Origin of the sequence: Nocardioides terrigena (genome assembly GCF_003047265.1) — a bacterium.
Classification (GTDB): Bacteria; Actinomycetota; Actinomycetes; order Propionibacteriales; family Nocardioidaceae; genus Nocardioides; species Nocardioides terrigena.
This window is the reverse complement of record NZ_PZYY01000001.1, coordinates 473168-499232: the sequence shown is the minus strand read 5'-3', so window position 1 is coordinate 499232 and position 26065 is coordinate 473168. Positions and strand designations below refer to the sequence as shown.

Sequence of the window (26065 nt, the reverse complement as noted above, 5' to 3'; positions counted from 1 at the left end):
CCGCGCGAGTGAACGCGCGCGGGGAACCGACCCGCCCGGCGACCCACGTGGTCGCCGGGCGGCGTCGTTCCGGTCACGATTGCGTGTGCCCCCGCGACGTCGATGGCCCCCGAGGGTCGCCGGGCTATAGGTTGCGCTCATGACGACGATGGAGCACGGGTCCGTCAGCGCCGGCCGCGGAGAACCACTGGTCGTGCTCGACGGGGTGCAAAAGTACTTCGGGCAGATGCAGGCCCTCAAGGACATCGAGCTCACCGTGACCCGCGGTGAGGTCGTCGTCGTGATCGGACCCTCCGGCTCCGGCAAGTCCACCCTGTGCCGCACGATCAACCGCCTCGAGACGACCGACGCCGGCACCATCACCCTCGACGGCCAGCCGCTCCCGCAGGAGGGCAAGGCGCTCGCCGCCCTGCGCGCCGAGGTCGGCATGGTCTTCCAGAGCTTCAACCTCTTCGCCCACAAGACGATCCTCGAGAACGTCACCCTGGGGCCGATCAAGGTCCGCGGCATCGGCAAGGCCGAGGCCGAGAAGAAGGCCCGAGAGCTCCTCGACCGCGTGGGCGTCGGGCACCAGGCCGAGAAGTACCCCGCCCAGCTCTCCGGTGGCCAGCAGCAGCGCGTCGCGATCGCTCGCGCGCTGGCCATGGAGCCCAAGGTGATGCTCTTCGACGAGCCCACCTCGGCCCTCGACCCGGAGATGATCAAGGAGGTCCTCGACGTCATGGTCGACCTCGCGCAGGGCGGCATGACGATGATCGTGGTCACCCACGAGATGGGCTTCGCCCGTACGGCGGCCGACCGGGTGGTCTTCATGGCCGACGGCGCGATCGTCGAGGAGAACACCCCCGAGGAGTTCTTCACCAACCCGCAGTCGGATCGGGCCAAGGACTTCCTCGGCAAGATCCTCAAGCACTGATCGACCCACCAACACACGAGGGAGAAGCAGATGCGATTCATCCGGACCAAGGCCGCTGTGGCCGGCATCGGACTGGCACTCAGCCTGGCGGCCTGCGGCGACGCGGGCTCCGACACCGAGTCCGTCGACGTCGAGGTGTCCGAGGACGCCAGCTTCGACGACGGCACCCGCATGAAGGAGCTCGCCGACGCGGGCACCATCAACGTCGGCGTCAAGTACGACCAGCCCGGCCTCGGCTTCAACGAGACCGGCTCGGACATGCCCACCGGCTTCGACGTGGACATCGCCAAGATCCTGGTCGCCAGCCTGGGCATCGACCCCGAGGACACGTCGAAGGTCAAGTACATCGAGACCATCTCCGACAACCGCGAGCCCTTCCTCCAGGAGGGCAAGGTCGACCTGGTGCTGGCGTCGTACTCCATCACCGACGAGCGTCGCCAGGTCGTCGGCCAGGCCGGCCCCTACATGGTGACCGGCCAGCAGCTGCTGGTCCCCGAGGACTCCGACGCGGCCGGTCCCGAGGACCTGCAGGGCAAGGAGGTCTGCTCGGTGACGGGCTCGACCTCGCTCGACAACGCCAAGGCCGAGGGCATGAAGCCGGTCGGCTTCGACACCTACAGCCAGTGCGTCGACAAGGTGCTCGACGGCACCGTCGAGGCGATGACCACCGACGGCACGATCCTCGCCGGCTACGCCGCGCAGAACGAGGGCCAGCTCAAGGTCGTCGGCGACCCGTTCTCCGAGGAGCGCATCGGCGTCGGCTACTCCAAGGACTCTCCCGAGATGTGCCAGTGGATCGTCGACACGCTGACTGCGGCCAACGAGGACGGCAAGTGGGCCGAGGCCTTCGAGGCCAACCTCGGCGCCTCGGGCGTCGAGACGCCCGAGTTCCCCGAGATGGACTCCTGCGAGTCCTGACCTGACGCACCACTGATCGGTCCGGACCCGCTCGACGCGGGTCCGGACCGATCACTGCACCACCGGACCACCACAGGAGAGGAGCGGCGTGGACGCCGTACTCGAAAGCCTTCCCGACGTCTTCAAGGCGTTCGGCTACACCGTGCTGCTCTTCCTCGTCTCCGGGGTCTTCTCCCTCATCGGCGGGACGATCCTCGTCGCGATGCGCGTAGGCCCCATCTCCGTGCTCGCCAAGGCCGCTGCGACCTACGTGACGATCGTGCGCAACACGCCCCTGCTCGCCGTGTTCTTCTTCTTCTCCTTCGCCGCTCCGAAGATCGGCATCAACTTCAAGTGGGTCGACGTCCACATCGGGACCTTCGACTTCACCTCGTTCTTCTCCACCGCGGTCGTGTCTCTCACGCTCTACACCTCGACGTTCGTGTGCGAGGCTCTCCGCTCGGGCGTCAACGCCGTGCCGCTGGGCCAGGCCGAGGCGGCCCGGGCGGTCGGACTGCCCTTCACCGGCGTGATGCGCCAGGTGGTGCTCCCCCAGGCCTTCCGCGCGTCTGTGCCGCCGGTGGCCAGCGCGCTGATCGCCCTGCTGAAGAACACGTCGGTGGCAGCCGTCTTCGGCGTCATCGAGGCGACCGCGCAGATGAAGATCATGACCAACAACAACGCCGATGAGCGGTGGGGCATCTTCATCGCCTTCGCCATCGGGTACGTCGTGCTGGTCGAGCTCGTCTCGCTCGTCGCCGGCACCTTCGAACGACGCTGGAGGATCGCGTAATGGCTTCTGGAGTCCTCTTCGACGCGCCGGGACCCAAGACGGTCGCCCGGCACCGCATCTACACCATCGTCGCGGTGGTGGTGCTCCTCGCGCTCGTCGCCTACGCCGTCAAGCGGCTCTACGACGCGGGTCAGTTCGAGTACGCCCTGTGGGAGCCGTTCGTCACGCCCAACATCATGCGGGCGATCGGCGAGGCCTGGCTGGACACGATCACCATGGCCGTCCTGGCCGTGCTCGGCGCCCTGGTCTTCGGCCTCGTGTTCGGCGTCGGCAAGCTCTCCGACCGCAAGCCCGTGCGCTGGGTCAGCTGGCTGGTCGTGGAGTTCTTCCGGGCCGTGCCCGTCATCATGCTGATGATCTTCTCGTTCTACGCGATCTTCAACAGCATGTCGATCGAGGACGGCGCCTACTGGTCGGTCGTGCTGTCCCTCACCGTCTACAACGGCGCCGTGCTCGCCGAGGTGTTCCGCGCCGGCGTCAACGCCGTCCCGCGCGGGCAGGCAGAGGCGGCGTACGCGATCGGGATGCGCAAGTCCCAGGTGATGAATGTGATCCTGCTGCCCCAGGCGGTGAAGATCATGATCCCGGCGATCATCAGCCAGATGGTGGTGGCCCTGAAGGACACCAGCCTGATCCTGATCGTCTTCGGGGTCGGCCTGACCAAGATCCTCAAGTCGTTGCCGCTGAGCTTCAACAACATCGTGCCCACCACGATCGTGATCTCGGCCCTCTACGTCATCACCAACCTCGCCCTCACCTACCTCGCCACGCGGGCGCAGCGGCGCTTCGTGGGCGAGAAGGAGATGCTGCAGGTCAGCAACGTCGCCGAGCCGGTCAGCAACGTCGCCTGATCCCGCTCGCCGGCCCGTGGCGCGCCTGCCGCGTAGTTGGGGACGATCTGGTGGTCGGATCGGCCGGATCACCGACGAGATCGTCCCCAACTACGCTGCGGTCGGCGCGGGATGGGGCGCGGCAGCCCAAGTCACGCCCCGTCCGCGGGGACGAGTCCATGCCGGCGTGCCAGCGCGGCGGCCTCGGTCCGATTGGCGGCACCGAGCTTGGCCAGGATGCGGGAGACGTGCACGCTGACCGTCTTGGTCGAGATGTAGAGCGCCGCGCCGATCTCCCCGTTCGTGCGCCCGAGAACGACGAGCCCCAGCACCTCGGCCTCGCGGGACGTCAGGGATCCCTGTGGTGCGGCCCCCGCACCGACGTCCAGCCGTGACCGCGCGGCCACCTCCTCACACCGTCGTCGCAACGGGCCCGCCCCGAGCCGGTCCGCCGTCGTACGGGCCTCGGCGAGCGTTGCCCGGGCCGGCTCGCGCTCCCCGTCGCGGAGCAGGCGCTCCGCCTCGAAGACCCGGCAGTACGCCGCGTCCAGCGGCCGCTCCACCGTCGTCCAGCCCGCCGCGGCCCCGCGCCATGAGGCCGCGGTGTCCTCGTCGGTGGCACGCGCGACGTGCGCCGCGATCTCCGCGTGCAGCACGGGGAGGGCCCGACTCCCCCGGTCGCGCCGCAGCAGGGCCGGCGCCTCGGCCAGCAGCCCGCGCACCTCGGCGTCGGTGGTCCCCCGCACGACGGCGCCGCGCAGCGCGAAGACGTAGGCCTCCAGCACGTCGTCCGAGAAGTCGTCCTCGCGGCACATCCGCTCGAAGTCCCGGTACGCCGCGCAGGTGGCCGCGGCGTCCTGCTCGGCCGCGGCCAGCTCGACCGCGAGGAAGGCCCGGATCACCGACTCCATCGGACGCGCTGCGCCGGCAGCCCCGACGAACTCCGGCTCGGGGATCCGGTCGCGGTGCATCCGCGCGCGCTCAAGGTCGCCCCGGCGCAGCCACAGGCCGGCTGCGGCGAACTCGTGGGCCGAGGCGATGTCACCGCCGATGGCACCCTTCTGCGCCAGCTCGAGGCACTGCTCCGCGCGCTCCCAGTCGCCCGTGTGCAGACCGCAGAACGCCAGCAGGATGTGCTCGGCCACCCACAGGTGCGGGTGCAGCTCGGGACTGCGGATGGCCGGGAGGTTGTCCTCCCCCACCCGGATCGCCTCGCCGTAGCGCGCACTGTTGGCCAGCCCGAAGCTGAGCGAGCACCTGGCCCCGACGGCGCCACCCGGATCGTGCTCGGCCGTCCACACGACCGCCTCGCGCAGCAGCTCGACCGCGCGCTCGGGCTCCCCGCGGCGGAGCAGGAGGAACGCCATCCGGTCGAAGACGAAGAGGACGACGTCGCGTGACGGCCCGGTGTCGAGGCGGGCCAGCGCCTCCTCCATCACGGTGAGGGCAAGATCCGGCAGGTCGTCCGTCCAGGCGTCGGCCAGCCGGGCCAGGACCTCCGTCGACCGGATGTCGCGTGGGGCGGCGAGCACCCGGGCCAGGGTCGCCTCGGCGTCCTGCGGCGGGATCACCGGGTCGAAGACCTCCTGCTGCGCGCGGAGGGCGAGCTGGCGCATCAGGCGGAACCACACGTCGCGCAGCCAGTCGCCCTCCCCGGAGAGCTCGGTGTCCATCAGCTCCACCACCACGTGGGTGTCACCGACGGCCCACAACGCGCTGACGTACGACGCCAGGGCGCGGTCGCGGGCCAGCACCGCGGCGTCGTCCCCGGGAGTCGGCCACAGCTCGATCGTCCGGGCCCACCAGCGGCAGCGCACGGGGTCGTCGTCGGCGGCCTCCGTGGCCAGCGCCGCGGCGTGGACCGCCTCGAACGCCTCGGGCCCGCCGACCTCGTAGCGGTGGCGAGCCCGCTCGATGAGCACCGCGAGGTCGCCCGGGTCGTCCTCCAGCACGCGCTCGAGGTGCTCGGCCCAGGCCCGGTGCAGCCGGAGCCGTTCCTCGGCGAGCAGCTCCGCCTCGACCGCCTCGATCAGCAGGGCGTGCCGGAAGCGCAGTCCCCCCGTCTCCGGGTCCGAGAGCAGGATCCCGCGTGAGCGCACCTCGGCCAGCGCCGCGTCGAGACCGTCGCCGAGGCCGCTCACGACCCGGAGCGCCGACGACGTCAGCAGCCCGTCTCCGACGGCCGCGGCGTCGAGGAGGGTGCGGGCGTCCGGGGAGAGCGTGCCCAGGGAGGCGTGGAGGACGCCCTGCAGGGATCCGGAGACGCGGCCGCCGTAGGTCACCAGCTCCTCGACGAAGAAGGGCAGCCCGTCGCTGGCGGCGCAGATGCGCTCCACCTCCGCGTCACCGAGCGTCCGGCCGGCGAGTGCCCGCGCCTGTGCGGCGACATGCTCGCGGGCCAGCGGCGCCAGGACCAGCACACGGCCGGTGCGACCCAGCTCGACCAGGTGGTCCGGAAGCCGGTCGGGGGCGGCCGGGTCGGTCCGCACGGTGCCGAGCAGCAGCAGCGGGCTGCCGGTGGCGACCCGGGCGAGGTAGGAGACGAGGTCGTGGGTGGCCCCGTCCATCCACTGCAGGTCGTCGAGCAGCCAGCAGACCGGCCGACCGACCCGGTCGAGCAGGCTGAGCACGGCCGCGGTGACGGCACCGCGGTCGACAGGGTGGGGGGAGTCGTCGCCCAGCGAGGGGACGAGCGGCGCCAGGTCGGCGACCGCCCGACCGAGCAGCCGGCGTACCTCCGCCTCCCCGACACTCCGCACCAGCGCCCGCACCAGCTCCGCGGTGCCACCGAAGGGCACCTCGCCGCCGGCCAGCGAGACGCCGTGGCTGACGGGGCACCACCAGCCGTCGGCGGCCAGGACCGCGGCCACCTCGCCGGCCACCCTGGTCTTGCCGATCCCCGCCTCACCGGCCACGAGGGCGGTGGCGACGCCACCGACGGCCGCGCGCGACCCCGCGGCCAGGAGCTCCTCGAGCTCGGACTGCCGACCGACGAACGCAGACGTGTCGGACACCCCTCCAGAGTCGCGCAGTCGAGCGCGTCCGTCACGACCCCGGCGAGGCTACTTCTGCTGCGCCGGCCGCTGCGTCACGTGCAGCCGGATGACGCCCTCGATGACGACGGTGCCGTCGCGTCGTACGCCGCGCACCCGGACGCCCACCTCGGGGTCCTCGCCGGTCCACTGCTCCGGGTCGGTCTCGGCGATGCAGGTGACGTCCGAGTCGGCCTTGGCCGTGTAGGCGACCTCCATCCCCTTGGGGATCCAGCGCCGGTCCGAGGGGATGGTGGCCTCGGCGAGCGCGCCCATCGCGGCCTCGAGCCCGTTGCACAGCGCGATGGCGTGCACGGTCCCGATGTGGTTGGTGACCGACCGGCGCTTGCGGATGACCAGCTCGGCGCGGTTCGGGCCGATCTCGGTGAAGCGCGGGTGGATCGAGGCGAAGTACGGCGCCTTCTGCGCGAAGAGCACCGAGAAGATGCGCTTGCCCTGAGGCAGCCGGGACGTGGACTTCCAGAGGTCGAGGACGCGAGTCATGCCCGCATCCTACCCACGGGTAACTTCGCCGGCCCGGCGGCCGGACGGACCGAAGGACCCGCCTCGGTCGCGCACTACGCCGGCCGCGCCTCCGGGTTGGCGGTGATCGGTCCGTACGACGGCGAGACCGCGCCGCCGGAGCTGCGGGTCAGCGCGACTCGAGGAGCTCCACCCGGTTGCCGTGCCCGTCGGAGCAGTGGCAGCGCACGTGCCCGGGGAAGCTGTCGCGCTGCGAGTGGTCCACCTCGAACCCGAGCCCCTCGAGGCGGGCGGCGACCACCCCGAGGTCGGCGACCACGAACGCCGGGTGCGCCTTGCGGGCCGGGACGAACGGGTCCTCGACGCCCACGTGGAGCTCGGCCACGACCCCGCCGGCGTCGTCGTACGCCCGGAACCAGGCGCCGCCCCTGGCCCGCAGGTCTGCAGGCTTCTCGACCTCGGTCATGCCCAGCCCGTCGACCCAGAAGCGGCGAGCCACGTCCTCGCCGTCCGCAGGGCAGGCGACCTGCACGTGGTGGAGCCTCATGGCGACCTCCCGGTCCTCGACGGCGACTCGGTCGCGACGATCCTCGTCCGCCAATTGTCTTGATGTCAAGATTCTCGACGGATCTGGCAGAATGCGGCCATGCGGGACGAGGTGGACGGTCTGGTCGAGGCGTGGGCGCGCGAGCGCAGCGACCTCGACCTCGGGCCCGTCGAGGTCTTCAGCCGGATCAGCCGGCTGTCCCGGCACCTCGACCTCGCCCGTCGCGACGCCTTCACCGCCCACGGGATCGAGTCGTGGGAGTTCGACGTGCTGGCCGCGCTGCGCCGCGCCGGGGCGCCGTACGAGCTCTCCCCCGGTCGCCTGCTGCGCGAGACGCTGGTGACCAGCGGGACCATGACCAACCGGGTCGACCGGCTCGCGTCGCGCGGGTTCGTCGAGCGGCTCCCCGACCCGCACGACCGGCGCGGGGTCCTGGTGCGGCTCACCATGGAGGGCAAGGCGACCGTCGACGGCGCGTTCGGTGCCCTGCTCGGCGCCGAGGCGGCCCTGCTCGACGGGTTGCCGCCGCGCGACCGGGCCACGCTGGCCCGGCTGCTGCGCACCCTGCTCGCGCCGTTCAGCCCCAGCGACACGTAGACGCGCGGACACAACCCCGCTCCCACGACCGGGCCACGCCTGCGCCCCGCGGGCTCGCGGGAGTTGTGTCCGCGTGTCTACGAGGCGGGCCGGCTGCTACTCGACGGACTCGGAGACCTCGAGCCACTCCAGCTCGAGGTCGTCCTTCTCCGCCGCCAGCTCGCCCAGCTGGGCGCCGACCCGCGCGAGCAGGTCGTAGTCGCTGAGGTTGGCCTCCATCTCGGCGTGGAGCGCGGCCTCCTGCTCGGCGATCCGCGCCAGCCGCTTGTCGATGCGGGCCAGGGTCTTGCGGGCGGTCCGCTCCTCGGCGCTGCCGGAGCGCGGCCGGGTGGAGCCGCCCGCCGGCGCGGCGGACGAGGCCGCAGCCGGGGCCGTGGCAGCGGCGTACGACGCGGCGTCCGCGGCCCGCACGTGCACGCGGCGCTCGAGGTACTCGTCGACCCCACGGGGCAGCATCGAGATCTTGCCGTCGCCCAGCAGCGCCCAGACCGAGTCGGTGACCCGCTCGAGGAAGTAGCGGTCGTGGGAGACGACGACCAGCGTGCCCGGCCAGCCGTCGAGGAAGTCCTCGAGGACGTTGAGGGTCTCGATGTCGAGGTCGTTGGTCGGCTCGTCGAGGAGCAGCACGTTGGGCTCGGTCAGCAGCAGCTTGAGCAGCTGAAACCGCCGGCGCTCGCCACCGGACAGGTCGCCGAGGCGCGCGGTCAGCCGGTCACCGGTGAAGCCGAAGCGCTCCAGCAACGAGGTGGCCGTCAGCTCCTGGCCGTCGGCGGTGCGGGTGACGCGACGGATCGACTCCACCGTCGGGAGCACGCGCCCGGCGGGGTCGATGTCGTCGAGGACCTGGGTGAGGTGCTGCATCGCGACCGTGCGCCCGTGCTTGACCTTGCCGGACCGCGGGGCGAGGTCGCCTGACAGCAGCGAGAGCACCGAGGTCTTGCCGGCGCCGTTGACGCCCACGATGCCGACCCGGTCGCCGGGGCCCAACCGCCAGGTGGCGTGGTCGAGCAGCTGGCGCTCCCCGCGGTAGAGGTCCACGTCCTCGACGTCGAGGACGTCCTTGCCGAGGCGCTGGGCGGCGAAGCGCTGGAGCTCCATCCGGTCGCGCGGCGGCGGCACGTCCTCGATGAGCTGGTTGGCCGCGTCGATGCGGAACTTGGGCTTGGCCGTGCGGGCCGGGGCACCGCGACGCAACCAGGCGAGCTCCTTCTTCACCAGCTGCTGGCGACGCTGCTCGGAGGCGCCCGCCTGCCGCTGGCGCTCCGCCTTGGCCAGCACGAACGACGCGTAGCCGCCCTCGTAGGAGTCGACCGCGCCGTCGTGGACCTCCCACGTCGTCTGGCAGACCTCGTCGAGGAACCACCGGTCGTGGGTGACGACGATGAGGGCGCTGGTCCGGCCGACCAGGTGCTCGGCCAACCAGGCGACCGCCTCGACGTCGAGGTGGTTGGTGGGCTCGTCGAGCACGATCAGGTCGTGGCGCCCCAGCAGCAGCGCGGCCAGCGCGCAGCGCCGGCGCTCCCCGCCGGAGAGCCCGAGCACGGCCCGGTCCAGCGAGATGCCTGCCAACAGCTCCTCGACGATGCCGCGCATCGTGGAGTCGGCGGCCCACTCGTGGTCGGATCGACCACCGAGCACGGCCTCGCGCACCGAGTGGGTGTCGACCAGCTCGTCCCCCTGGTGGAGGTAGCCGATCTCGACACCGCGGGTCATCGACACCCGGCCCGAGTCGGGCTCCTCGAGTCCGGTCATCACCTCGAGCAGGGTGGTCTTGCCGTCGCCGTTGCGACCCACGATGCCGATCCGCTCCCCCACTGCGACGCCGAGGGAGACCTCGGCGAGCAGCGGGCGGACGCCGTACGACTTGGAGACCCGCTCCAGGTTGATCAGGTTGCTCATGCGATCTCCACGCTCATCCCACCTCGACGACTTGGGCGCCCGGGACCGGGCCCGCGGCGACGAGCACGACCTCGTGGCCGTGGCCGCGGAGCGCCACGGCCAGCGCGTGCGCGGCGGTGGGCGACTCGGCGAGGAACAGGCAGGTCGGACCCGAGCCGGACACGAGGCCCCGGATCGCGCCCTCGGACTCGCCGCGGTCGAGCAGGTCGCCGAGATCGGGCCGCAGGTCGAGGGCCGGCTCCTGGAGGTCGTTGTGGAGCACGGCACCGAGCCGGTGCGGGTCGGAGGTGGCCAGCGCCGCCAGCAGGGCGTCGGCGGGCGCGGGGTCGGCGTCCGCGCCGGGGAACATCTCGTCGAAGCGGCGATAGACCGCGGGCGTGGAGAGCCCGCCGGCGGCAGACGGTACGACGACCCACCACCACGGCCCGGCGTCCGGCACCGGGGTCACCAGCTCGCCGCGACCGGTGCCGAGCGCGGTGCCGCCGATGAGGGCGAAGGGCACGTCGCTGCCGAGCTCGGCCGCGAGCGCGAGCAGCTCGTCGTCGGGCGTCTGGGCGTCCCAGAGCCGGTCCAGGGCCAGCAGCGCGGCGGCCGCGTCGGCGGAGCCGCCGGCCATGCCGCCGGCGACCGGGATCTCCTTGTGGACCAGGAAGTCGGCCACCGGCTCGCGTCCGACACGCGCCGCCATCAGCGCGGTGGCCCGGGCGACGATGTTGTCGGCGCCGAGAGGGACGCCGGTGACGTCGACGTACGCCGCGCCGTGGGTGACGACGCGGAGCACCGAGTCCTCGGTGGCGACCATCTCGTCGTGCAGCCCGATCGCCTGGTAGACGGTCACGAGGGGGTGGAAGCCGTCCTCGCGCGCCGCCCCGACCCCGAGGTGCAGGTTGATCTTGGCGGAGGCGCGGACGTCCACGCTGGGTGGGGGCAGCCGCCCGGGGCTCACCATCCGCGGCCGTCGCTCTCGCGGCGGCTCTCGTCCCAGGGCATGCCCTCGGCGATCCGGGCGAAGTCCTCCACGCCGATCACCTCGCCGCGCGTCGTGGGGTCGACGCCGGCGTGCACGAGCGCAGCCTCGGCGCCCTCGCTGGAGCCGGCAAGCGGGCGCAGCGCGGCCCGGAGCTGCTTGCGGCGCTGGGCGAAGGCCGCGTCCACGACGGCGAAGACCTGCTCGCGCGTCGCGGTGGTCGTCGGGGGCTCGCGCCGGGTCCAGGCGACCAGGCCGGAGTCGACGTTGGGGGCGGGCCAGAAGACGTTGCGTCCGATGGAGCCGGCTCGGCGTACGTCGGCGAACCAGGCCGCCTTCACGCTGGGCACGCCGTAGGTCTTGGACCCCGGCGGCGCGGCGAGCCGGTCGGCGACCTCGGCCTGCACCATCACCAGCCCCCGCTCGAGGGAGGGCAGCAGCGTCAGCATGTGGATCAGCACGGGCACCGAGACGTTGTAGGGCAGGTTGGCGACGAGGGCGGTCGGCGGTGGTCCGGGCACGGACTCGACCCGCATGGCGTCGCCCAGCACGACCTCGAAGCGGTCGACGTGGTCCGGGGCGTGGGCGGCGATCGTCTCGGGCAGCAGGCCAGCCAGGGCCTCGTCGAGCTCGATGGCGACGACCCGGCCCGCGACCTCGAGGAGCGCCAGCGTCAGGGAGCCGAGGCCGGGGCCGATCTCGACCACCACGTCGTCACCGGTGACGTGCGACTCGCGCACGATCCGGCGGACCGTGTTGGGGTCGATGACGAAGTTCTGGCCGCGCTGCTTGGTGGGCCTCAGGTCGAGCCTGGCGGCCAGCTGACGCACCTCCGCCGGACCGAGAAGGCTCGGTCCGGCGGAGGGGGTGGTCATGCGACTCAGGCTAGTGCCCGAGGGGTGCCGTCACTGGGGCAGGCCCAGCTTGGCGGAGCAGGACGGCCACGAGCCGTAACCGCCCGCGGCGTCGCGGAGCCGGGTCGCGACGGCGATCTGCGTCTCCCGCGAGGCGTCGCTCGGAAGTCCGGTGCCGCCGTACGCCTGCCACGTGCCCAGGTTGAACTGGAGGCCGCCGTAGTAGCCGTTGCCGGTGTTGATGGCCCAGTTGCCGCCCGACTCGCACTGCGCGAGGGAGTCCCACACGGTGCCGCCGGAGGCGAAGTTGGGCTCGCTGACCGGCTCCTTGGTGCCGACCCGGACGATCGCGGCGACGGGCGCGCGCTTGACGTCGGAGGACAGGACCTTGCGGGCCACGAGCTGGTCGTTGCGGAAGCGGAGCTCGTAGGTGACGTCGCGGACACCGGCACGGCCGGCGCGGACGGTCTCCTCCTCGCCCTCCAGCATGGAGTCGTCCTCACGGGTGATCGTGTCGAACCCGATCGTCTGGCCCTTCTCGCGGCGCGAGACGACCCGGATGTCGGTCACGACGACCTTGTCCCCGTCGGAGATCTCCTTGGACAGCGCCGGGGTGACCTTGTCGCGCCTGCTCAGCTCGACGTCCATCTCGGCGAGCACCTCCTCGACGGTGAGGGCGGTGAGCTTCTTGCGCTTGAGCTTGCCGTCACCGACCTTGACGGCGAGCACCTTGGGGGTGACGACGTCGAGGGTCATGCCGGTGCGACCGAGCGGCGCGCTGCGGCTGGTCGACAGGTCGGCGCCCTCGAAGCGGCGACCGATCTCGCCCAGGGCGCTGGCGATGGTCGTGGAGTTGACCCAGTAGGTGCGCTCCTCGCCGTCGACGCTGAGGGACAGCGGACGACCGAACTGCACCGAGATGCGGGTGCCCTCCTCGATCGGCTCGTCGAGGGCCGGGGCCACGAGGTCCTTGTCGGTCACCTCGATGCCCTGCTCGGTGAGCACGTCACCGACGGTGCCACCCGTCGCGCTGACGGTCTGGGCCTGCCCGTCGAGCGACAGGGTCACCGACTTGTTGAGGGCGGCGTAGCCGACCGTGGTCCCACCGACCGCGGCGACGATGACGGCGACGAGGGTCACCAGAAGAGCCCTGGACTTGCTGAGATGGGCGATGCGTGAGCGCACGATGCTCCGAACGTCGAGCTTCCCGGGCCTCGGGCGTCAGCGCGTCCGCGTGCAGCCGTGGTCATCTCGGGAACGATCACGTCGTGCGAGCGGGGGCTCGCGGAGGGGCTCATACCCACCTCCGGGCGCTGGCGGATCAATCCCGATCCCGGCCAACAGTCACAGGACGATAACGGTGATGGAGGCTCTGTCAAACTCCCCGCGCCCCGCCGCGCGGGTCGCGTGACACTCGTCTCGGTGGCCCGGCCCGGCTCCTCAGGCGGGCAGATCGCCCCACCCGTCACACCCGTCCCACCTCACCAGGTCCCGCCGAACGCCCTCTCGGTGTTGGTGTCGATGGCGTGGCAGAGCCCCTCGAGGTCGTCCCCGCGCACCTCGGCCATCGCCCGCACCGTCAGCGGCACGAGGTACGACGCGTTGGGGCGGCCGCGGTACGGCGTGGGGGTGAGGTACGGCGCGTCCGTCTCGACGAGCACCCGGTCCAGCGGGGTCACGGCCAGGGCGTTGCGCAGCGGGGCGGCGTTCTTGAAGGTGACCGTGCCGGCGAAGCTGAGGTGCGCCCCGCGGTCCAGGCAGCGCCGGGCGAAGGCGTCGTCGCCGGAGAAGCAGTGCATCACCCAACGCTCGGGTGCGCCCTCCTCGTCGATCACCCGGAGCACGTCGTCGTGGGCGTCGCGGTCGTGGATGACCAGGGTCTTGTCCAGCCGCTTGGCCAGGTCGATGTGCCGCCGGAAGCTCTCCTCCTGCACGGCCCGTCCGTCCTCACCCGTGCGGAAGTGGTCGAGCCCGGTCTCGCCGACCGCCCGGACCTTGTCGTGGGCGCCGGCCAGTCGCTCGATCTCGGCCATCGCCGCGTCGAGGTCGTCGACGCGCGGGGCCTCGTTGGGGTGCAGGGCGACCCCGGCCACCAGCTCGGCGTGCTCGGCGGCGGCCTCGACGGCCCACCGCGCACCCGGCAGGTCGCAGCCGATCTGCACGATGCGGGCCACGTTGACGTCCCTGGCGCGCCGGATGGCGGCGGCCGTCTCGACCCAGTCGCCGTCGGCGATGTCGAGGTGGCAGTGGTTGTCCACCACGGGCAGGGGCAGCGGCTCCGGCGCCGGCGGGCGCTCCCGGTCCCGGCGGGAGCCCGACGCCTCCTCGCTGGCGGCGCGGCTGCGGGTCGGCCGGTCGAGCGGCTGGTCGGACGACTGGTCAGGCATGGCCCGAGGCTAGCGAGGAGGTCAGGTCAGGTGGACCGCGGCGTAGACCTCGCGCTTGGGCAGCCCCGCGCGACGGGCGACGTCGGCGATCGCCTCCTTGCGGGTGGCCCCGGCGGCCTCCTCGTCGGCCACCGCGGCGCGCAGCGCGTCCGGGTCCTGGCCGACCTCGGCGGCCGGCACGGCCCCCTCCACCACGATGGTCACCTCGCCGCGTACGCCGTCGGCGGCCCAGGAGACGAGGTCGGCGAGCGGCCCGCGGCGTACCTCCTCGTGCGTCTTGGTGAGCTCGCGACAGACCACGGCGGGGCGGTCGGCGCCGAGCACCTCGGCCATCGCGGACAGCGCCGCCTCCGTGCGGTGCGGGGCCTCGAAGAAGACCATCGTCCGCTCCTCGCGGGCCAGGTCGGCCAACCGCCGCGACCGCTCCCCCGCCTTGCGCGGCAGGAAGCCCTCGAAGCAGAAGCGGTCGACCGGCAGCCCGCTCACGGCCAGCGCGGTGAGGACGGCGCTGGGTCCCGGGACGGCGGTGACCCGGACGTCGTGCTCGACGGCCGCGGCGACGAGGCGGTAGCCGGGGTCGCTCACGCTGGGCATCCCGGCGTCGGTGACGAGCACGACCCGCTCACCGGCGAGCAGGGCCTCGAGCAGGAGTGGCGTACGGGCCGACTCGTTGCCCTCGAAGTAGGACACGACCCGACCGCCGAGGGTGATGCCGAGGTCACTGGTCAGCCGCTTGAGGCGCCGGGTGTCCTCGGCGGCCACGACGTCGGCCCCGGACAGCTCCGCGGCCAGCCGGGGCGGCGCGTCGGCGTACTGCCCGATGGGCGTCGCGGCCAGCACGAGCACACCGGGAGCGGTCATGGCTGGAGGGTATCGGTGGACCGTCGAACTAGAGTGCCCGCGTGACCGCGCCGCCCACCGTCAGCCTGTCGCGGACGGCCGCCGGCAGCGAGGTGCCGTCCGCCGCCGAGCGGGCCCGGCCGCGCTGGCGCGACGAGGACCCCGTCGTCGGCTGGACCGGCGCGCTGCTGGTCGCCGGCATCGCGTTCTTCCTGCGCTGGTGGCGGCTGGGCACGCCGCACCAGTTCTCCTTCGACGAGACGTACTACGCCAAGGACGCCTGGTCGATGCTCAACCACGGGTACGTCCGGGAGTACGTCGAGGACGCCGACAAGTCGATCCTCAACGGGCAGCTCGAGGGGTTGTGGGAGCCCGGACCGTCCATGGTCGTCCACCCCGACGTCGGCAAGTGGCTGATCGCGCTCGGGGAGAAGGCCTTCGGGATGGACCCCTTCGGCTGGCGGATCGCGGCCGCGGTCGTGGGTGCCCTGATGGTCCTGGTCATGTGCCGGTTCGTACGCCGCGTCACCGGCTCCACCGCGCTCGGCCTCGTCGGCGGGCTGCTGCTCTCGCTGGACGGCCTGCACCTCGTGCTGTCCCGATTGGCGCTGCTCGACATCTTCCTGGCCTTCTTCATCCTGTGCGGGGTCCACTGCGTCGTCGCGGACCGGCAGTGGTTCCGCGAGCGGCTGGCCGCCGGTACGACGCGCCGGCTGTTCCGGCCGTGGCTGCTGGCCGGCGGGATCGCCTTCGGCCTCGCGGTGGGCACAAAGTGGACGGCGCTCTTCCCGCTCGCCGCCTTCGGCCTGATGGCCTTCGCGTGGAGCTGGGGCGCCCGGCGGTCCTTCGGCCACCCCCGCGCGCTGCTGCGCGCCGTGGTCCTCGACGGGGTGCCGGCCTTCCTCCACCTCGTGGGCATCGCGCTCGTCGTCTACGTGGCCACCTGGAGCGGCTGGCTCGCCCACGCGGCGGAGTACGAGGACGCGCTCAGCAACACGCAGTACACGACCTACGAGGGCGGCACCCAGTGGCCGACGGCCACCGAGGCGGACGCGGAGGGCACCGGCGAGGTGGTCCAGTCGCTGCGCTCGCTCTGGTACTACCACCAGGACGTCTACACGTTCCACGCCCACTTCCTCAACGACAGCGAGCACGTCTACGCCTCGAAGCCGGCGGGGTGGCTGCTGATGAGCCGGCCCGTCGGCGTCGACGCGCAGCTCGACATCCAGCCCGGGTCGCAGGGGTGCGACGCCCCCGAGGGCTCCACCTGCCTGCGCCAGGTGCTGCTGCTCGGCAACCCGCTGATCTGGTGGGGCGGGGCGCTCGCGCTGGTCTTCGCGGTGGTCCGCTGGGTCGGCGCCCGGGACTGGCGCTTCGGGGTCGCGGTGGTCGGCACGGGCTCCACATGGCTGCCGTGGCTGATGTACGACGACCGGCCGATCTTCATCTTCTACGCCGTGGCCTGCCTGCCCTTCGTCGTGCTCGCGCTGACCCTGGCCCTCGGCTCGATCGTCGGGCGCTCGGACGTGCCCAGCCCGCGGCGTACCGCCGGGGTCGTCGTCGCCGGCTCGTACGTCGTCCTGGTGCTGCTCGCCTTCGCGTGGTTCTGGCCGATCTGGACCGACCAGCTCATCACCAACTCGGAGTGGCTCGACCGGGTGTGGTTCACCCGCTGGATCTGAGCCCCGGGACCGGGCCCTGAAATGACGAACGGCCCGCCGATCGGCGGGCCGTTGGTGCTGGGTGGAGGTGAGGGGACTCGAACCCCTGGCCTTCTCGATGCGAACGAGACGCGCTACCAGCTGCGCCACACCCCCCAGACGAGGAGAAAAGATAGCACCGGCGGCGGGGGCGGACCCAATCAGCCCCGCCCGTCCCGGTCAGCGGAGCAGCACCGACTCGACCTCCTCGAGGGCCTGCCGGGCGTAGCCGCGCCACATCCGTGCGAAGACCGGCATCGCGAGCCGGCCCGCTGCCGTCGGGGTCACGTCCCACTGCCAGGTGATCCGGGTGCCGGTGCCGACGGGCTCGAACGACCACCGCCCCTCGACACGCTCGACCAGCGGCCGCATGGGACCGCGGACGTCGCTGATCGAGTAGGCGGCGCGGTGCGGTCGCTCGACCGACGTGAGCGTCTCGAGCAGGGTGCCGCCGTCGGTGGTCACGATGGTGCGCGTCTGGCCGACCTCGCGCCACGGGCCGATCTGGCCGCGCACCTCGCGGATCGGGGGCATGGCCAGCATCCGGCGGCGGAAGATCTCCGGCAGCGGGTGCTCGAGCACCCCGACGAACGCCTCGTCCACGGGCACCGGGACGGCTCGGGACTGCGACAGGTGCAGGGTCATGCCCGCCAGCGTACGGCGGTCGGGACCGCTCAGGAACCGGTGGCGCGGCGGCGCTCGGCCTCGCGCTCGGACCGCTCGGCCGCCTGCTGCTGCTCGGCCTCGCGGGCGAGGGCCGAGTCGCTCTCGCTGCGACCCGACGACCAGACACCGGTGGACTCCAGGTCGATCGTCTGGACCGTACGCCGCGTGGCGGCGGGCTTGGAGACGTACGTCGGCAGCGTCGTGGGCACCATGTCCCAGGACCCGGGGGCCCGCATGACCGGGGCGGCGACCGGGGCGGCGAGCGGCACGTCGACGGGCTCGACGACACGCTCCTCGACCGGCTCCTCGGCGTCCGACTGCGCCTCCGCGTGGCCGACCTCCGGGGAAGGGGGCTCGGTCGCCGTGGCCCGGGGTGCGACCGAGGTGCGACGGGCGGCGGCCCGCTCCCCCTTGACCATGACGCGGCAGGCGACGAGCCACGCGACGAGCAGGGTGGCGGGCAGGGCGACCCACGGCCACGTGACGATCTTCGCCACGGCGAGGCCGATGACCACGGTGTTGGCGAGCAGGACCAGGCCGAGCACGCGGCGACGACGACGGGCGGCGCGCTGGGCGGCCGCGCGGCGTACGGACAGCGGGGTGGCCGGCAGCGGGGCGTCGGACAGCGGGGTGCCGGACAGCGGGGTGCCGGCGGAGGACGAGCGGGTCGAGGCCTTGGTGGAGACGGTCGGCACCGACGCGGAGCGTCCGGGGGTCACGACCAGGCGGGCCTCGCGGCGACCGACCGGCTCGCGCCGGGCCAGCACCCGCATGGTGTGCGAGAAGCGCTCGACGGAGCGGCTCCGCACCGCCTCGTCATGGTGCTGGAGCGCCTTGGGGATGAGATAGACGGCCCAGGCCACCGCCAGGGCGACGAAGATCAGTGCGCTCGGGTCCACACGCCCGAGGTTAGGTTCGCCAGCACAGCATGGGGCGGATGTCTACAGGTGTGTCGCGAAACAACTGGTGTGACTCGTGGGAAAAGGTCTCAGGAGAGCCGGTCGAGGACGCTCCCGTGGGACTCCTCGACGGTGATGGCGAAGATCCGGTGGTCGCGCCAGTCGCCGTCGATGTGCAGGAAGAGCGGGGCGTAGCCGATCTCCCGGATCTCGAGCTTCTCCACGACCCGCAGCGAGTTGGTGTTCTCCGGGCGGATGCAGATCTCGATGCGGTGCAGCCCGACCTCGGCGAAGCAGTGGTCGATGACCATCGCCACCGCGGTCGGCATCACCCCGCGACCGGCGAACTCGCGGCCCAGCCAGTAGCCGATCGAGGCGAACTGTGCCGAGCCGCGCACGATGTTGTTGACCGTCACCTGGCCGGCGAACATGCCGTCCACCTCGATCGCGAACGGCATCGCGTGGCCCTGCCGGGCCTGGCGGAGCAGCCGGCGCGCCACCTGGCGGTAGCTGCCGGCGCGCCTGGCACTGCCGGGCGGCATGGTGGCATCCCAGGGCCGCAGCCAGTCGGCGTTGCGGCTGCGGACCTCGCGCCAGGCCCGACTGTCGCCGGCCTCCAGCGGCCGCACGACGACGTGTCCGTGGACGAGCCGCGCGGGCCAGCCCGGGCTCACGGGTGGTCGCTCCCGACGACCTGCTCCACCGCGTGCCGGAGCACGGGCTCCAGCACGGCGAGCGCGTCGCGGACGCCGCCGCGCGAGCCGGGGAGGTTGACCACCAGGCACTGTCCCGCGACCCCGGCGAGCCCGCGCGACAACATCGCGGTCGGCACCCCGGCCTGCAGGCCGTAGGCCCGGATGGCCTCGACGATGCCGGGGACCTCGCGGTCGAGCAGCGGCCGGGTGGCCTCGGGCGTGCGGTCGGTCGGGGTGAGGCCGGTGCCGCCGGTGGTGAGCACCACCCGGGCCCCGCCGTCCACGGCGTCACGGATCGCCGCACCGACCGGGTCGCCGTCGGGCACCACCGCGGGCGCCCCGCAGGCGAAGCCCTGCTCCACGAGCCAGTCGACGATCACCGGACCGGTCGCGTCGTCGTACACACCGGCGGCGGCGCGGTTGGAGGCCACGACGACGGCGGCGGGGAGCAGGTCGGTCAACGGACCCAGTCCCCGGACCTGCCGCCGGTCTTGGTCTCGACGCGCACGTCGGTGATGACCGCGCCCTTGTCGACGGCCTTGACCATGTCGATGACCGTCAGCGCCGCGACGGACACGGCGGTGAGCGCCTCCATCTCCACCCCGGTGCGGTCCGTGGTGGCGACGGTGGCCACGATCTCGACCGCGTCGTCGGCGACGACGAGGTCGACGGTCACCGACGAGAGCGCCAGCGGGTGGCACAGCGGGATGAGCGAAGGCGTCTGCTTGGCGCCCATGATGCCGGCGAGGCGGGCCACGGCGAGGGTGTCGCCCTTGGGCATCCCCTCCCCGCGGAGCAGCTCGACGACGGCGGGCGAGACGAGCACCCGACCGGACGCGGACGCCGTACGGGCCGTGACGTCCTTGGCGGAGACGTCGACCATCCGGGCGGCGCCGTGCTCGTCGACGTGGGTGAGCCGGTCGGAGGTGGCCATCAGAACTCCTCGTCGAGCTTGAGCACCTGCACCATGTCCCCGGCGCTGAGCGAGGTCACCTCGGGCGGCACCACGATGAGCGCGTTGGACGTCGCGAGGTCGCCGATGAGGTGCGAGCCGTGGCCGCCGACCGGGGAGACGAAGGCGCCGCCGCGGTCGGTGGCGTACGCGCCGCGCACCATCTGCTGCTTGCCCTCGGGCGAGCCGATGCCGTGGGTGAGCCGGGCCCGGCCGAGCGGACGGGAGTAGGGGAGCTTGCCCATCATCCGGCGGATGGCGGGCAGCACGAAGGTCTCGAAGGAGACGTACGCCGAGACGGGGTTGCCCGGGAGCGTGAAGATCGGGGTGGCGTCGTCACCCACCGTGCCGAACCCCTGCGGCTTGCCGGGCTGCATCGCGACCCCGCCGAACCACACCGTGCCGAGCTGGCCGAGCGCCTCCTTGACGACGTCGAAGTCGCCCTGGCTCACTCCCCCGCTGGTGACGACCAGGTCGGCCCGCACGAGCTGGTCGCTCAGCGCGTCGGTGAAGGTGCGCGGGTCGTCGGGGACGATGCCGACCCGGTAGGCGATGGCGCCGGCCGTGCGGGCGGCCGCGGCCAAGAGGTAGGAGTTGCCGTCGTAGATGGAGTCGTGGCCCAGCGGGGCGCCGGGCTCGCGCAGCTCGGAGCCGGTCGAGATGACGACGACACGGGGGCGCGGGCGGCAGCGGACGGTGGCCCGGCCGACGGCGGCGAGCAGCCCGAGGTGGCGGGGCCCGAGGACGGTGCCGTGCTCCATGAGGAGGTCCCCCTCCTCCACGTCGTCGCCGCGGGTGCGGATGTGCTGGCCGGCGGACGGCACCTGGGTGATCCGCACCTGGGCGACACCCCGGTCGGTCCACTCGTAGGGGACGACGGCGTCGCAGCCGCGCGGGACGGGCGCGCCGGTCATGATCTTGACCGCGGTGCCGGGCGAGAGGGCCACCAGGTCGGCGCGACCGGCGCCGATCTCGCCGACGACGGGCAGGTGCACCGGCTGCTCGGGGGACGCGGTGAGGACGTCGTCGCGGACGACGGCGTAGCCGTCCATCGAGGAGTTGTCGAAGCTGGGCAACGCCATCGGGGCGTGCACGTCCTCGGCGACGGCCAGGCCCAGGGCGTCCATCAGCGGCTGGGGGAAGTCCGGAAGGGGCGAGACCGAGGCCAGGATCCGCTCGACGAGGTCGGGGACCGGCAGCAGGTCAGCCATCGGCGTCCCCGGTGAGCACGGTGCCGGGGGCGACCCGCTGCGCCGAGGGCGACTCGAGCTCGACGTCGCCCACGACGCGGACGCCGTGGCCGAAGGTGAAGTCGCCGTCGACCTTGAGCGAGTCGGCCTCGCGCAGCGACGGGGCGCCCTCGGGGAAGCGCTTGTCGAAGTCGCCGACCAGCTTGTAGAACTCGCCGTCCAGCTCGATGTAGGGCACCTCGTCGGACGCCTGGTCGAGCACGAAGTCCTTGCCCAGGTCGTAGATGTCCGAGCGCAGGACCAGCAGGTCGTTGGTCGTCTTGACCGGGACGAAGCGGTCGCGGCCGACCTCGATCGTCCGCGCCCCCTCGAAGACCTCGATCGCGGCACCCATGGCCGTCTCGATCTGGATCACCTCCGGCGTGGACGGGTCGGCCGGGTCGAGGTGCTTGACGTTGCGGATGAGCGGGAGCCCCAGCACGCCCTGCCGGGCGTCGAGCGCGTCGCTCATAGCCTGCAGGTCGAACCACAGGTTGTTGGTCGAGGTGAACTGGTGCCGGGTCAGGTCGGCCAGCGCCTCGCGGTCGGAGTCCAGCGTCTGCGCCGACTCGCGCAGCACGATCCGGCCGTCCTCCTTGCGCCGGGCGAAGTGGCCGCCCTTGCGGTCGGAGGGGGTGCGCCGCACGGCCTCGATGGCGAAGGGGGCACCCGTCGAGGCGAACCACCCGGCCACCCGCGCGTCCGGCACGGCCCCGAGGTTGTCGGAGTTGGACACGAAGACGTAGCGGTAGCCCGCCTCGATCAGCCGGCCGAGCAGGCCGGAGCCGCGCAGCGCCGTGTAGAGGTCGCCGTGCCCGGGCGGGCACCACTCGAGGTCGGGGACCTTGGGGTACGACGCGGGGAGCAGGCCGGCGGCGAGCAGCTTGGGCTCCTTGTTCTGCAGGAACTCCAGCGGCAGTCCCTCGACCGGCAGGTCGTCGTAGCGGGCCAGCGCGGCCATCGTGTCGCCGGAGGTGCGGAACGAGTTCATGAACATCAAGGGCAGCGTGGCGTCGTACTGCGAGCGCAGGTGCAGCACCTGGCGCGCGATGATGTCGAGGAAGCTCAGCCCGCGCCGCACGCACAGCAGCGACTTGGCGCGGTCCATGCCCATCGAGGTCCCGAGGCCGCCGTTGAGCTTGACCACGGCGGTGTGCCGGATCGCCTCGGCGGCGACGTCGTCGGCCACCTCCACGTCGGCCAGCGCCTCCATGTCGAGGGGCTCGATCGACGACTCGGGGATCATCCCGGTCTCGCCGTGCTCGAGCAGCCGGTAGTAGTGCGCGAACGTGTCGATCGCGACCGGATCCACGCCTGCTTCCTGCATCTTGGCGCGTGCGAGCTCGAGGCCTTTGCTACCCATGCTCCGATCGTAGGCTCATCTCGTGGCAACACCACCCGAACCCCCGTCAGGGGAGACCCACCCGACCTCGCGGGACGCCAAGCGCGACCTGCGCCGACGGCTGCTGGAGGCCCGTCGCGGGCGCTCGGTGGCCGACCTCGGCGAGACCGCCACGGCCATCGCGGACCACGCCCTGGCGTGGGATCCCGTATGCCGCGCGCGCACGGTCGCGGCGTACGTCTCGGTGGGCGCGGAGCCCGGCACCGGGCCGCTGCTCGAGGGTCTGCACGCGGCGGGTGTGCGCGTGCTGCTCCCCGTCGTGCTCCCCGACCTGGACCTGGACTGGGCGGCGTACACCGGACCGGAGTCGCTGGCCGCCGCACGCCTGGGCCTGCTCGAGCCCACCGGCGCGCTGCTCGGCGTGGATGCGGTGCGTGACGCCGACGTGCTGCTGGTGCCGGGCCTCGCGGTCTCCCCGTCCGGGGAGCGGCTCGGGCGCGGCGGCGGGTGCTACGACCGGGCGCTGGCCCGCGCGACGGGACGGCCGGTCGCGGTGCTGCTCCACGACGAGGAGGTCGGGGTCGACGTGCCCACCGAGCCGCACGACCGGCCGGTCACGCACGCCGTCACGCCCGCCGGTGTGCGCGCCCTCGGGGCCGGCTGACGGGTCCGCGCGACCTCAGTCGTCGTCGGGGTCCGGGACGAGGGTCATCGAGTCCTCGCCCGCCTCCTCGACGGCGGCGCGCGAGAAGGCCCACGGGAGGTAGTCGCCGGCGACCCACAGCTCGGTCTGGTCGGCGTAGTGGGAGGACGCAGGGTGCCCCGAGACGCCGGTGAGGTTGATGTACCGCGAGCGGTCGAGGTCGGCCAGCGAGACCACCATCCGCATCGACGGCGCCGACGTGACCTCGTAGCCCAGGGAGGCGTCCCAGGCGGTCGCGTCGACGATGCTGGAGCCGCCGCCGACCTCGTAGCCGTCCCGGTTGAGGAGCCGCTCGACCGGCGCGATGCCGGACTCGCCCAGCGTCGAGCTGCGCAGGTCGAGCCGGTGCAGGTGACCCCACCTCCACTGGCCCGGGTCACGGGCCTGGCGTCGCGTCATCTCATCGCGGGCGTCCACCATGGCCTGGCGCAGCACGTCGTCGCGCGACTCGGTCTCCTCGGTGTCGACGTCGTCCCACCAGGGACCGGCCGGGTCCTCGAGCAGCTGCTCGACGACGCCGAACCAGCGGTCGCCGCCGTCGGGCCGAATGTCCTCGCGCAGCTCGTCGTGGAAGGTCAGGCGCAGCAGGTTGCTCCACACGACGTTGTAGTAGGCCGCCGCCGCGCTGTCGGCGGGCTGGGAGAAGTCCCAGTCGGCGAGGAGCTCCTGCCCGTCGCGGTAGTAGCCACTGGGCAGGTCCTCCACGTCGAGCAGGTAGGGCACCAGGGTGGCGGCCATCGGGTTGGTGGAGTCGAGCTGGAGCCGCGTCATCTCGTCGACCGAGAGCTCGCCCTCCTCCTCCAGCACCTGGCGGATGCGGGTCGACCGGTAGCCGCGGTCCCAGTCACCGGTGAGGAAGTAGGGATAGTCGGGCCCGATGACGGCCTGGTTGGCCGTGACCACGAAGCCCTCCTCCGGGTCGAGCACGCTCGGCAGGCCGTCGAACGGGACGAACTCGCCGGTCCAGTCGTTGGCCGACACCCAGCCCTCGGCCGGCATCCGGCCGTCGTTGCCGGACTTGCGGATCGGGATCCGACCCGGCGCCTGGTAGCCGATGTGGCCCTCGCGGTCGGCGTACACGAGGTTCTGCGCCGGGACCTCGAAGTCGGCGGCGGCCGCCCGGAACTCGTCCCAGTTGCTCGCCCGGTTGAGGGCGAGGATCGCGTCGGCGGTCGTGCCGGGCTCGAGCGCGGTCCACTGGAGCGCCACGCCGTAGCCGTTGCCGCGGCCGGTGGGGTCCGGCTCGTCCGTCGGGGCGTTGGCCCCCACCGAGCTGAACTCCTGCGACACGTCGCTGATCAGCGGGCCGTGGGCAGTCTCGCGGATCTGGAGCTCGAAGTCCTCGGCACCGCGGACCTCGATCGTCTCGGTGCGGATGTCCAGCGGCTGCGCCTCGTCGTCCTGCAGCCACGTCTCCCCCTCGACCTTCTCGAGGTAGAGGTCGGTGACGTCGGGCCCGAGGTTGGTGAAGCCCCACGCGATGTCGGCGTTGTGGCCGATGATCACGCCCGGGACGCCGGAGAACGTGAAGCCGGAGGAGTCCAGCGTGCAGTCGGCGGTGATCTGGCGGCAGTGCAGGCCCATCTGCAGCCAGATGCCGGGCATGCTGACGCCGAGGTGCGGGTCGTTGGCCAGCAGCGGCGCGCCGGTCGCGCTGTGCTCGCCGTCGACCACCCAGGAGTTGGAGCCGATGCCGTCGCCGCGGCCCATCAGGTCGGGGACCCGGGCCACCGCGTCGCGCACGCCCTCGAGGGCGTCGACCATGTCGCGTGAGTACGCCGGACGGCGCGGGTTGCGGGTGGCGTTGCCGGAGGCGTTCTGCTCGAAGACGCCGTCGACCACCCCGCCGCTGCCCACGATCGGGGGGTGCCGGTCGTACGGGTACTCGGGGTAGAGCCGGGCCACCTCCTCGGGCGTGTGGTCGAGGCTGGCCAGCACCCGGTCGACCTCGTCGGTCATGTTGCCGCGCAGGTCCCACGCCATCGCCTTGAGCCAGGCCAGCGAGTCGACGGGCGTCCACGGCTCGGGCTCGTAGGAGAGACCGGTGGCGGCGAGGAGGGTGTACTCGACGGCCATCTCGGTCGGGCCGTGCGACTGAATGTAGGCGTTGACCCCCTCGGCGTACGACGCGAGCGCCTCGCGGGTCTCGGTGTCGAGGATCGCGAGCTCCTGCTCGGCGACCCGGCGCCAGCCCATGGTGCGGATCACCTTGTCGGTCTCGAGGCCGTCCTCGCCGAAGAGCTCCGAGAGCCGGCCACTGGTGACGTGGCGACGCACGTCCATCTCGAAGAAGCGCTCCTGGGCGTGCACGTAGCCCTGCGCCCGCAGGAGGTCGGCGTCGGTGTCGGCGTAGACCTGGGCGATGCCGTGCGTGTCCCGGATCACCTCCACCTCGGCCCCGAGGCCCGGGACCTCCACCTCCCCGGTGGTGGCCGGGACCGGGCGCAGCGCGAAGGCGACGGTGACCACGAGCAGCAGCACGACGAACGTCGCGATGCCGATGACGGCGTACGCGGACCACCGCAGGACGCGTGGCGCGGCCCGGAACGTCTGCCACCACGTCGGGTCCGTCTCGGGGGGTGCGGGCTGCTCGCTCATCGTGTGGGCATTGTGCCGTACCCTTGGCAGTCGGGAACGGCGAGTGCCAGCGTGTCCCCCGCACCGTCCCCCGCACCTCCCCCGATCCACCGCAGCCCGGAGTCACGAAGGTCCCGATGCCCACCTACCAGTACCTCTGCACCGAGTGCGGTCACGCGTTCGAGCAGTTCCAGAGCTTCAGCGACGACTCCCTCACGCACTGCCCGGAGTGTGACGGCCGGCTGCGCAAGGTCTTCAAC

At 72.5% G+C, this 26065-nt stretch carries 24 protein-coding genes, 1 tRNA gene and 1 pseudogene; 8 read left to right on the top strand and 18 right to left on the bottom strand.

Going from position 1 to position 26065, the window contains the following annotated elements; genetic code table 11:
- Positions 1–139 precede the first annotated feature (139 nt).
- From DAE25_RS02345 to DAE25_RS02330, 4 genes are all read left to right on the top strand, one after another.
- A complete protein-coding gene (locus tag DAE25_RS02345; RefSeq protein WP_107764603.1) occupies positions 140–916 on the top strand; it encodes an amino acid ABC transporter ATP-binding protein in 777 nt (258 codons plus the stop codon).
- 30 nt (positions 917–946) lie between these two features.
- Positions 947–1834 carry a glutamate ABC transporter substrate-binding protein gene (locus DAE25_RS02340; protein ID WP_056887697.1) on the top strand — a complete coding sequence of 296 codons (888 nt, stop codon included), beginning with the start codon at positions 947–949 and terminating at the stop codon, positions 1832–1834.
- 88 nt (positions 1835–1922) lie between these two features.
- On the top strand, positions 1923–2606 hold the full coding sequence (locus tag DAE25_RS02335; RefSeq protein ID WP_107764602.1) for an amino acid ABC transporter permease: 684 nt from the start codon (positions 1923–1925) through the stop codon (positions 2604–2606).
- Positions 2606–3457: an amino acid ABC transporter permease gene (locus DAE25_RS02330; RefSeq protein ID WP_056887695.1), complete on the top strand. Its 852-nt coding sequence runs from the start codon at positions 2606–2608 to the stop codon at positions 3455–3457. The genes DAE25_RS02335 and DAE25_RS02330 overlap by 1 nt, the downstream gene beginning before the upstream one ends.
- Positions 3458–3588: 131 nt before the next feature.
- Here DAE25_RS02330 and DAE25_RS02325 read toward each other — a convergent pair whose 3' ends face one another.
- The 3 genes from DAE25_RS02325 to DAE25_RS02315 form a co-directional block, all read right to left on the bottom strand.
- Positions 3589–6450 (bottom strand): ATP-binding protein, encoded by a 2862-nt coding sequence (locus DAE25_RS02325; protein WP_107764601.1) that lies wholly within the window; start codon positions 6448–6450, stop codon positions 3589–3591.
- Between the two features lie 48 nt (positions 6451–6498).
- Positions 6499–6972 carry a hotdog fold domain-containing protein gene (locus DAE25_RS02320; RefSeq protein WP_107764600.1) on the bottom strand — a complete coding sequence of 158 codons (474 nt, stop codon included), beginning with the start codon at positions 6970–6972 and terminating at the stop codon, positions 6499–6501.
- A 148-nt stretch (positions 6973–7120) separates the two neighbouring features.
- Positions 7121–7498 (bottom strand): VOC family protein, encoded by a 378-nt coding sequence (locus tag DAE25_RS02315; protein ID WP_107764933.1) that lies wholly within the window; start codon positions 7496–7498, stop codon positions 7121–7123.
- 99 nt (positions 7499–7597) lie between these two features.
- Here DAE25_RS02315 and DAE25_RS02310 point away from each other — a divergent pair, with 99 nt between their 5' ends.
- Positions 7598–8095, top strand: coding sequence for a MarR family winged helix-turn-helix transcriptional regulator (locus DAE25_RS02310; protein ID WP_107764599.1), 498 nt, complete (start codon positions 7598–7600; stop codon positions 8093–8095).
- 96 nt (positions 8096–8191) lie between these two features.
- Here the strand turns inward: DAE25_RS02310 and DAE25_RS02305 are convergent, their stop codons facing one another.
- From DAE25_RS02305 to rsmI, 6 genes are all read right to left on the bottom strand, one after another.
- Positions 8192–9994: an ABC-F family ATP-binding cassette domain-containing protein gene (locus DAE25_RS02305; protein ID WP_107764598.1), complete on the bottom strand. Its 1803-nt coding sequence runs from the start codon at positions 9992–9994 to the stop codon at positions 8192–8194.
- Positions 9995–10007: 13 nt separating this feature from the next.
- Positions 10008–10943: a 4-(cytidine 5'-diphospho)-2-C-methyl-D-erythritol kinase gene (locus tag DAE25_RS02300; protein ID WP_107764597.1), complete on the bottom strand. Its 936-nt coding sequence runs from the start codon at positions 10941–10943 to the stop codon at positions 10008–10010.
- On the bottom strand, positions 10937–11836 hold the full coding sequence (gene rsmA / locus DAE25_RS02295; protein WP_107764596.1) for a 16S rRNA (adenine(1518)-N(6)/adenine(1519)-N(6))-dimethyltransferase RsmA: 900 nt from the start codon (positions 11834–11836) through the stop codon (positions 10937–10939). The genes DAE25_RS02300 and rsmA overlap by 7 nt, the downstream gene beginning before the upstream one ends.
- Positions 11837–11866: 30 nt before the next feature.
- Entirely contained in the window at positions 11867–12955 is a 1089-nt protein-coding gene (locus DAE25_RS23705; protein WP_325050357.1) for a ubiquitin-like domain-containing protein, read from the bottom strand.
- A gap of 341 nt (positions 12956–13296) precedes the next feature.
- On the bottom strand, positions 13297–14202 hold the full coding sequence (locus tag DAE25_RS02285; RefSeq protein WP_107764594.1) for a TatD family hydrolase: 906 nt from the start codon (positions 14200–14202) through the stop codon (positions 13297–13299).
- 21 nt (positions 14203–14223) lie between these two features.
- Positions 14224–15063, bottom strand: a complete 840-nt coding sequence (rsmI, locus tag DAE25_RS02280) for a 16S rRNA (cytidine(1402)-2'-O)-methyltransferase (protein WP_107764593.1) — start codon at positions 15061–15063, stop codon at positions 14224–14226.
- Between the two features lie 41 nt (positions 15064–15104).
- On the opposite strand from rsmI, the gene DAE25_RS02275 reads away from it, so the two are divergent.
- Positions 15105–16724 (top strand): dolichyl-phosphate-mannose--protein mannosyltransferase, encoded by a 1620-nt coding sequence (locus tag DAE25_RS02275; protein ID WP_107764592.1) that lies wholly within the window; start codon positions 15105–15107, stop codon positions 16722–16724.
- Between the two features lie 62 nt (positions 16725–16786).
- Here DAE25_RS02275 and DAE25_RS02270 read toward each other — a convergent pair.
- From DAE25_RS02270 to DAE25_RS02235, 8 genes are all read right to left on the bottom strand, one after another.
- Positions 16787–16859: transfer RNA gene (locus tag DAE25_RS02270), tRNA-Ala, on the bottom strand.
- A gap of 63 nt (positions 16860–16922) precedes the next feature.
- Positions 16923–17387 carry an SRPBCC family protein gene (locus DAE25_RS02265; protein ID WP_107764591.1) on the bottom strand — a complete coding sequence of 155 codons (465 nt, stop codon included), beginning with the start codon at positions 17385–17387 and terminating at the stop codon, positions 16923–16925.
- A gap of 29 nt (positions 17388–17416) precedes the next feature.
- Positions 17417–18307 carry a divisome protein SepX/GlpR gene (gene sepX, locus DAE25_RS02260; protein WP_107764590.1) on the bottom strand — a complete coding sequence of 297 codons (891 nt, stop codon included), beginning with the start codon at positions 18305–18307 and terminating at the stop codon, positions 17417–17419.
- An 89-nt stretch (positions 18308–18396) separates the two neighbouring features.
- Entirely contained in the window at positions 18397–18981 is a 585-nt protein-coding gene (locus DAE25_RS02255; RefSeq protein WP_107764589.1) for a GNAT family N-acetyltransferase, read from the bottom strand.
- Positions 18978–19463, bottom strand: a complete 486-nt coding sequence (locus tag DAE25_RS02250) for a MogA/MoaB family molybdenum cofactor biosynthesis protein (RefSeq protein WP_234410798.1) — start codon at positions 19461–19463, stop codon at positions 18978–18980. Before DAE25_RS02250 ends, DAE25_RS02255 begins: the two co-directional genes overlap by 4 nt.
- Positions 19460–19936, bottom strand: coding sequence for a cyclic pyranopterin monophosphate synthase MoaC (moaC, locus tag DAE25_RS02245; protein ID WP_056887683.1), 477 nt, complete (start codon positions 19934–19936; stop codon positions 19460–19462). Before moaC ends, DAE25_RS02250 begins: the two co-directional genes overlap by 4 nt.
- On the bottom strand, positions 19936–21165 hold the full coding sequence (gene glp, locus DAE25_RS02240; protein WP_107764588.1) for a molybdotransferase-like divisome protein Glp: 1230 nt from the start codon (positions 21163–21165) through the stop codon (positions 19936–19938). Before glp ends, moaC begins: the two co-directional genes overlap by 1 nt.
- The gene (locus DAE25_RS02235; protein WP_107764587.1) at positions 21158–22546 is read right to left on the bottom strand and encodes a UTP--glucose-1-phosphate uridylyltransferase; all 1389 of its coding nucleotides are present in this window, start codon (positions 22544–22546) and stop codon (positions 21158–21160) included. The genes glp and DAE25_RS02235 overlap by 8 nt, the downstream gene beginning before the upstream one ends.
- 22 nt (positions 22547–22568) lie before the next feature.
- On the opposite strand from DAE25_RS02235, the gene DAE25_RS02230 reads away from it, so the two are divergent.
- Positions 22569–23189, top strand: a complete 621-nt coding sequence (locus DAE25_RS02230) for a 5-formyltetrahydrofolate cyclo-ligase (protein ID WP_107764586.1) — start codon at positions 22569–22571, stop codon at positions 23187–23189.
- A gap of 15 nt (positions 23190–23204) precedes the next feature.
- Here DAE25_RS02230 and DAE25_RS02225 read toward each other — a convergent pair whose 3' ends face one another.
- The gene (locus DAE25_RS02225) at positions 23205–25826 is read right to left on the bottom strand and encodes a penicillin acylase family protein (protein WP_107764585.1); all 2622 of its coding nucleotides are present in this window, start codon (positions 25824–25826) and stop codon (positions 23205–23207) included.
- A 116-nt stretch (positions 25827–25942) separates the two neighbouring features.
- Here DAE25_RS02225 and DAE25_RS23700 point away from each other — a divergent pair.
- Positions 25943–26035, top strand: a pseudogene (locus DAE25_RS23700) (FmdB family zinc ribbon protein); the annotation flags it as partial.
- Positions 26036–26065 lie beyond the last annotated feature (30 nt).

Excerpts from the sequence above, each read along its gene's own strand:
- rsmA (WP_107764596.1), bottom strand. The coding sequence starts at position 11,836 with ATGACCACCCCCTCCGCCGGACCGAGCCTTCTCGGTCCGGCGGAGGTG.
- DAE25_RS02285 (WP_107764594.1), bottom strand. The coding sequence starts at position 14,202 with ATGCCTGACCAGTCGTCCGACCAGCCGCTCGACCGGCCGACCCGCAGC.
- DAE25_RS02340 (WP_056887697.1), top strand. The coding sequence starts at position 947 with ATGCGATTCATCCGGACCAAGGCCGCTGTGGCCGGCATCGGACTGGCA.
- rsmI (WP_107764593.1), bottom strand. The coding sequence starts at position 15,063 with ATGACCGCTCCCGGTGTGCTCGTGCTGGCCGCGACGCCCATCGGGCAG.
- DAE25_RS02310 (WP_107764599.1), top strand. The coding sequence starts at position 7,598 with ATGCGGGACGAGGTGGACGGTCTGGTCGAGGCGTGGGCGCGCGAGCGC.
- DAE25_RS02345 (WP_107764603.1), top strand. The coding sequence starts at position 140 with ATGACGACGATGGAGCACGGGTCCGTCAGCGCCGGCCGCGGAGAACCA.
- DAE25_RS02305 (WP_107764598.1), bottom strand. The coding sequence starts at position 9,994 with ATGAGCAACCTGATCAACCTGGAGCGGGTCTCCAAGTCGTACGGCGTC.
- DAE25_RS02300 (WP_107764597.1), bottom strand. The coding sequence starts at position 10,943 with ATGGTGAGCCCCGGGCGGCTGCCCCCACCCAGCGTGGACGTCCGCGCC.
- DAE25_RS02330 (WP_056887695.1), top strand. The coding sequence starts at position 2,606 with ATGGCTTCTGGAGTCCTCTTCGACGCGCCGGGACCCAAGACGGTCGCC.
- DAE25_RS02265 (WP_107764591.1), bottom strand. The coding sequence starts at position 17,387 with ATGACCCTGCACCTGTCGCAGTCCCGAGCCGTCCCGGTGCCCGTGGAC.
- DAE25_RS02320 (WP_107764600.1), bottom strand. The coding sequence starts at position 6,972 with ATGACTCGCGTCCTCGACCTCTGGAAGTCCACGTCCCGGCTGCCTCAG.
- glp (WP_107764588.1), bottom strand. The coding sequence starts at position 21,165 with ATGGCTGACCTGCTGCCGGTCCCCGACCTCGTCGAGCGGATCCTGGCC.
- DAE25_RS02235 (WP_107764587.1), bottom strand. The coding sequence starts at position 22,546 with ATGGGTAGCAAAGGCCTCGAGCTCGCACGCGCCAAGATGCAGGAAGCA.
- moaC (WP_056887683.1), bottom strand. The coding sequence starts at position 19,936 with ATGGCCACCTCCGACCGGCTCACCCACGTCGACGAGCACGGCGCCGCC.
- DAE25_RS02225 (WP_107764585.1), bottom strand. The coding sequence starts at position 25,826 with ATGAGCGAGCAGCCCGCACCCCCCGAGACGGACCCGACGTGGTGGCAG.
- DAE25_RS02315 (WP_107764933.1), bottom strand. The coding sequence starts at position 7,498 with ATGAGGCTCCACCACGTGCAGGTCGCCTGCCCTGCGGACGGCGAGGAC.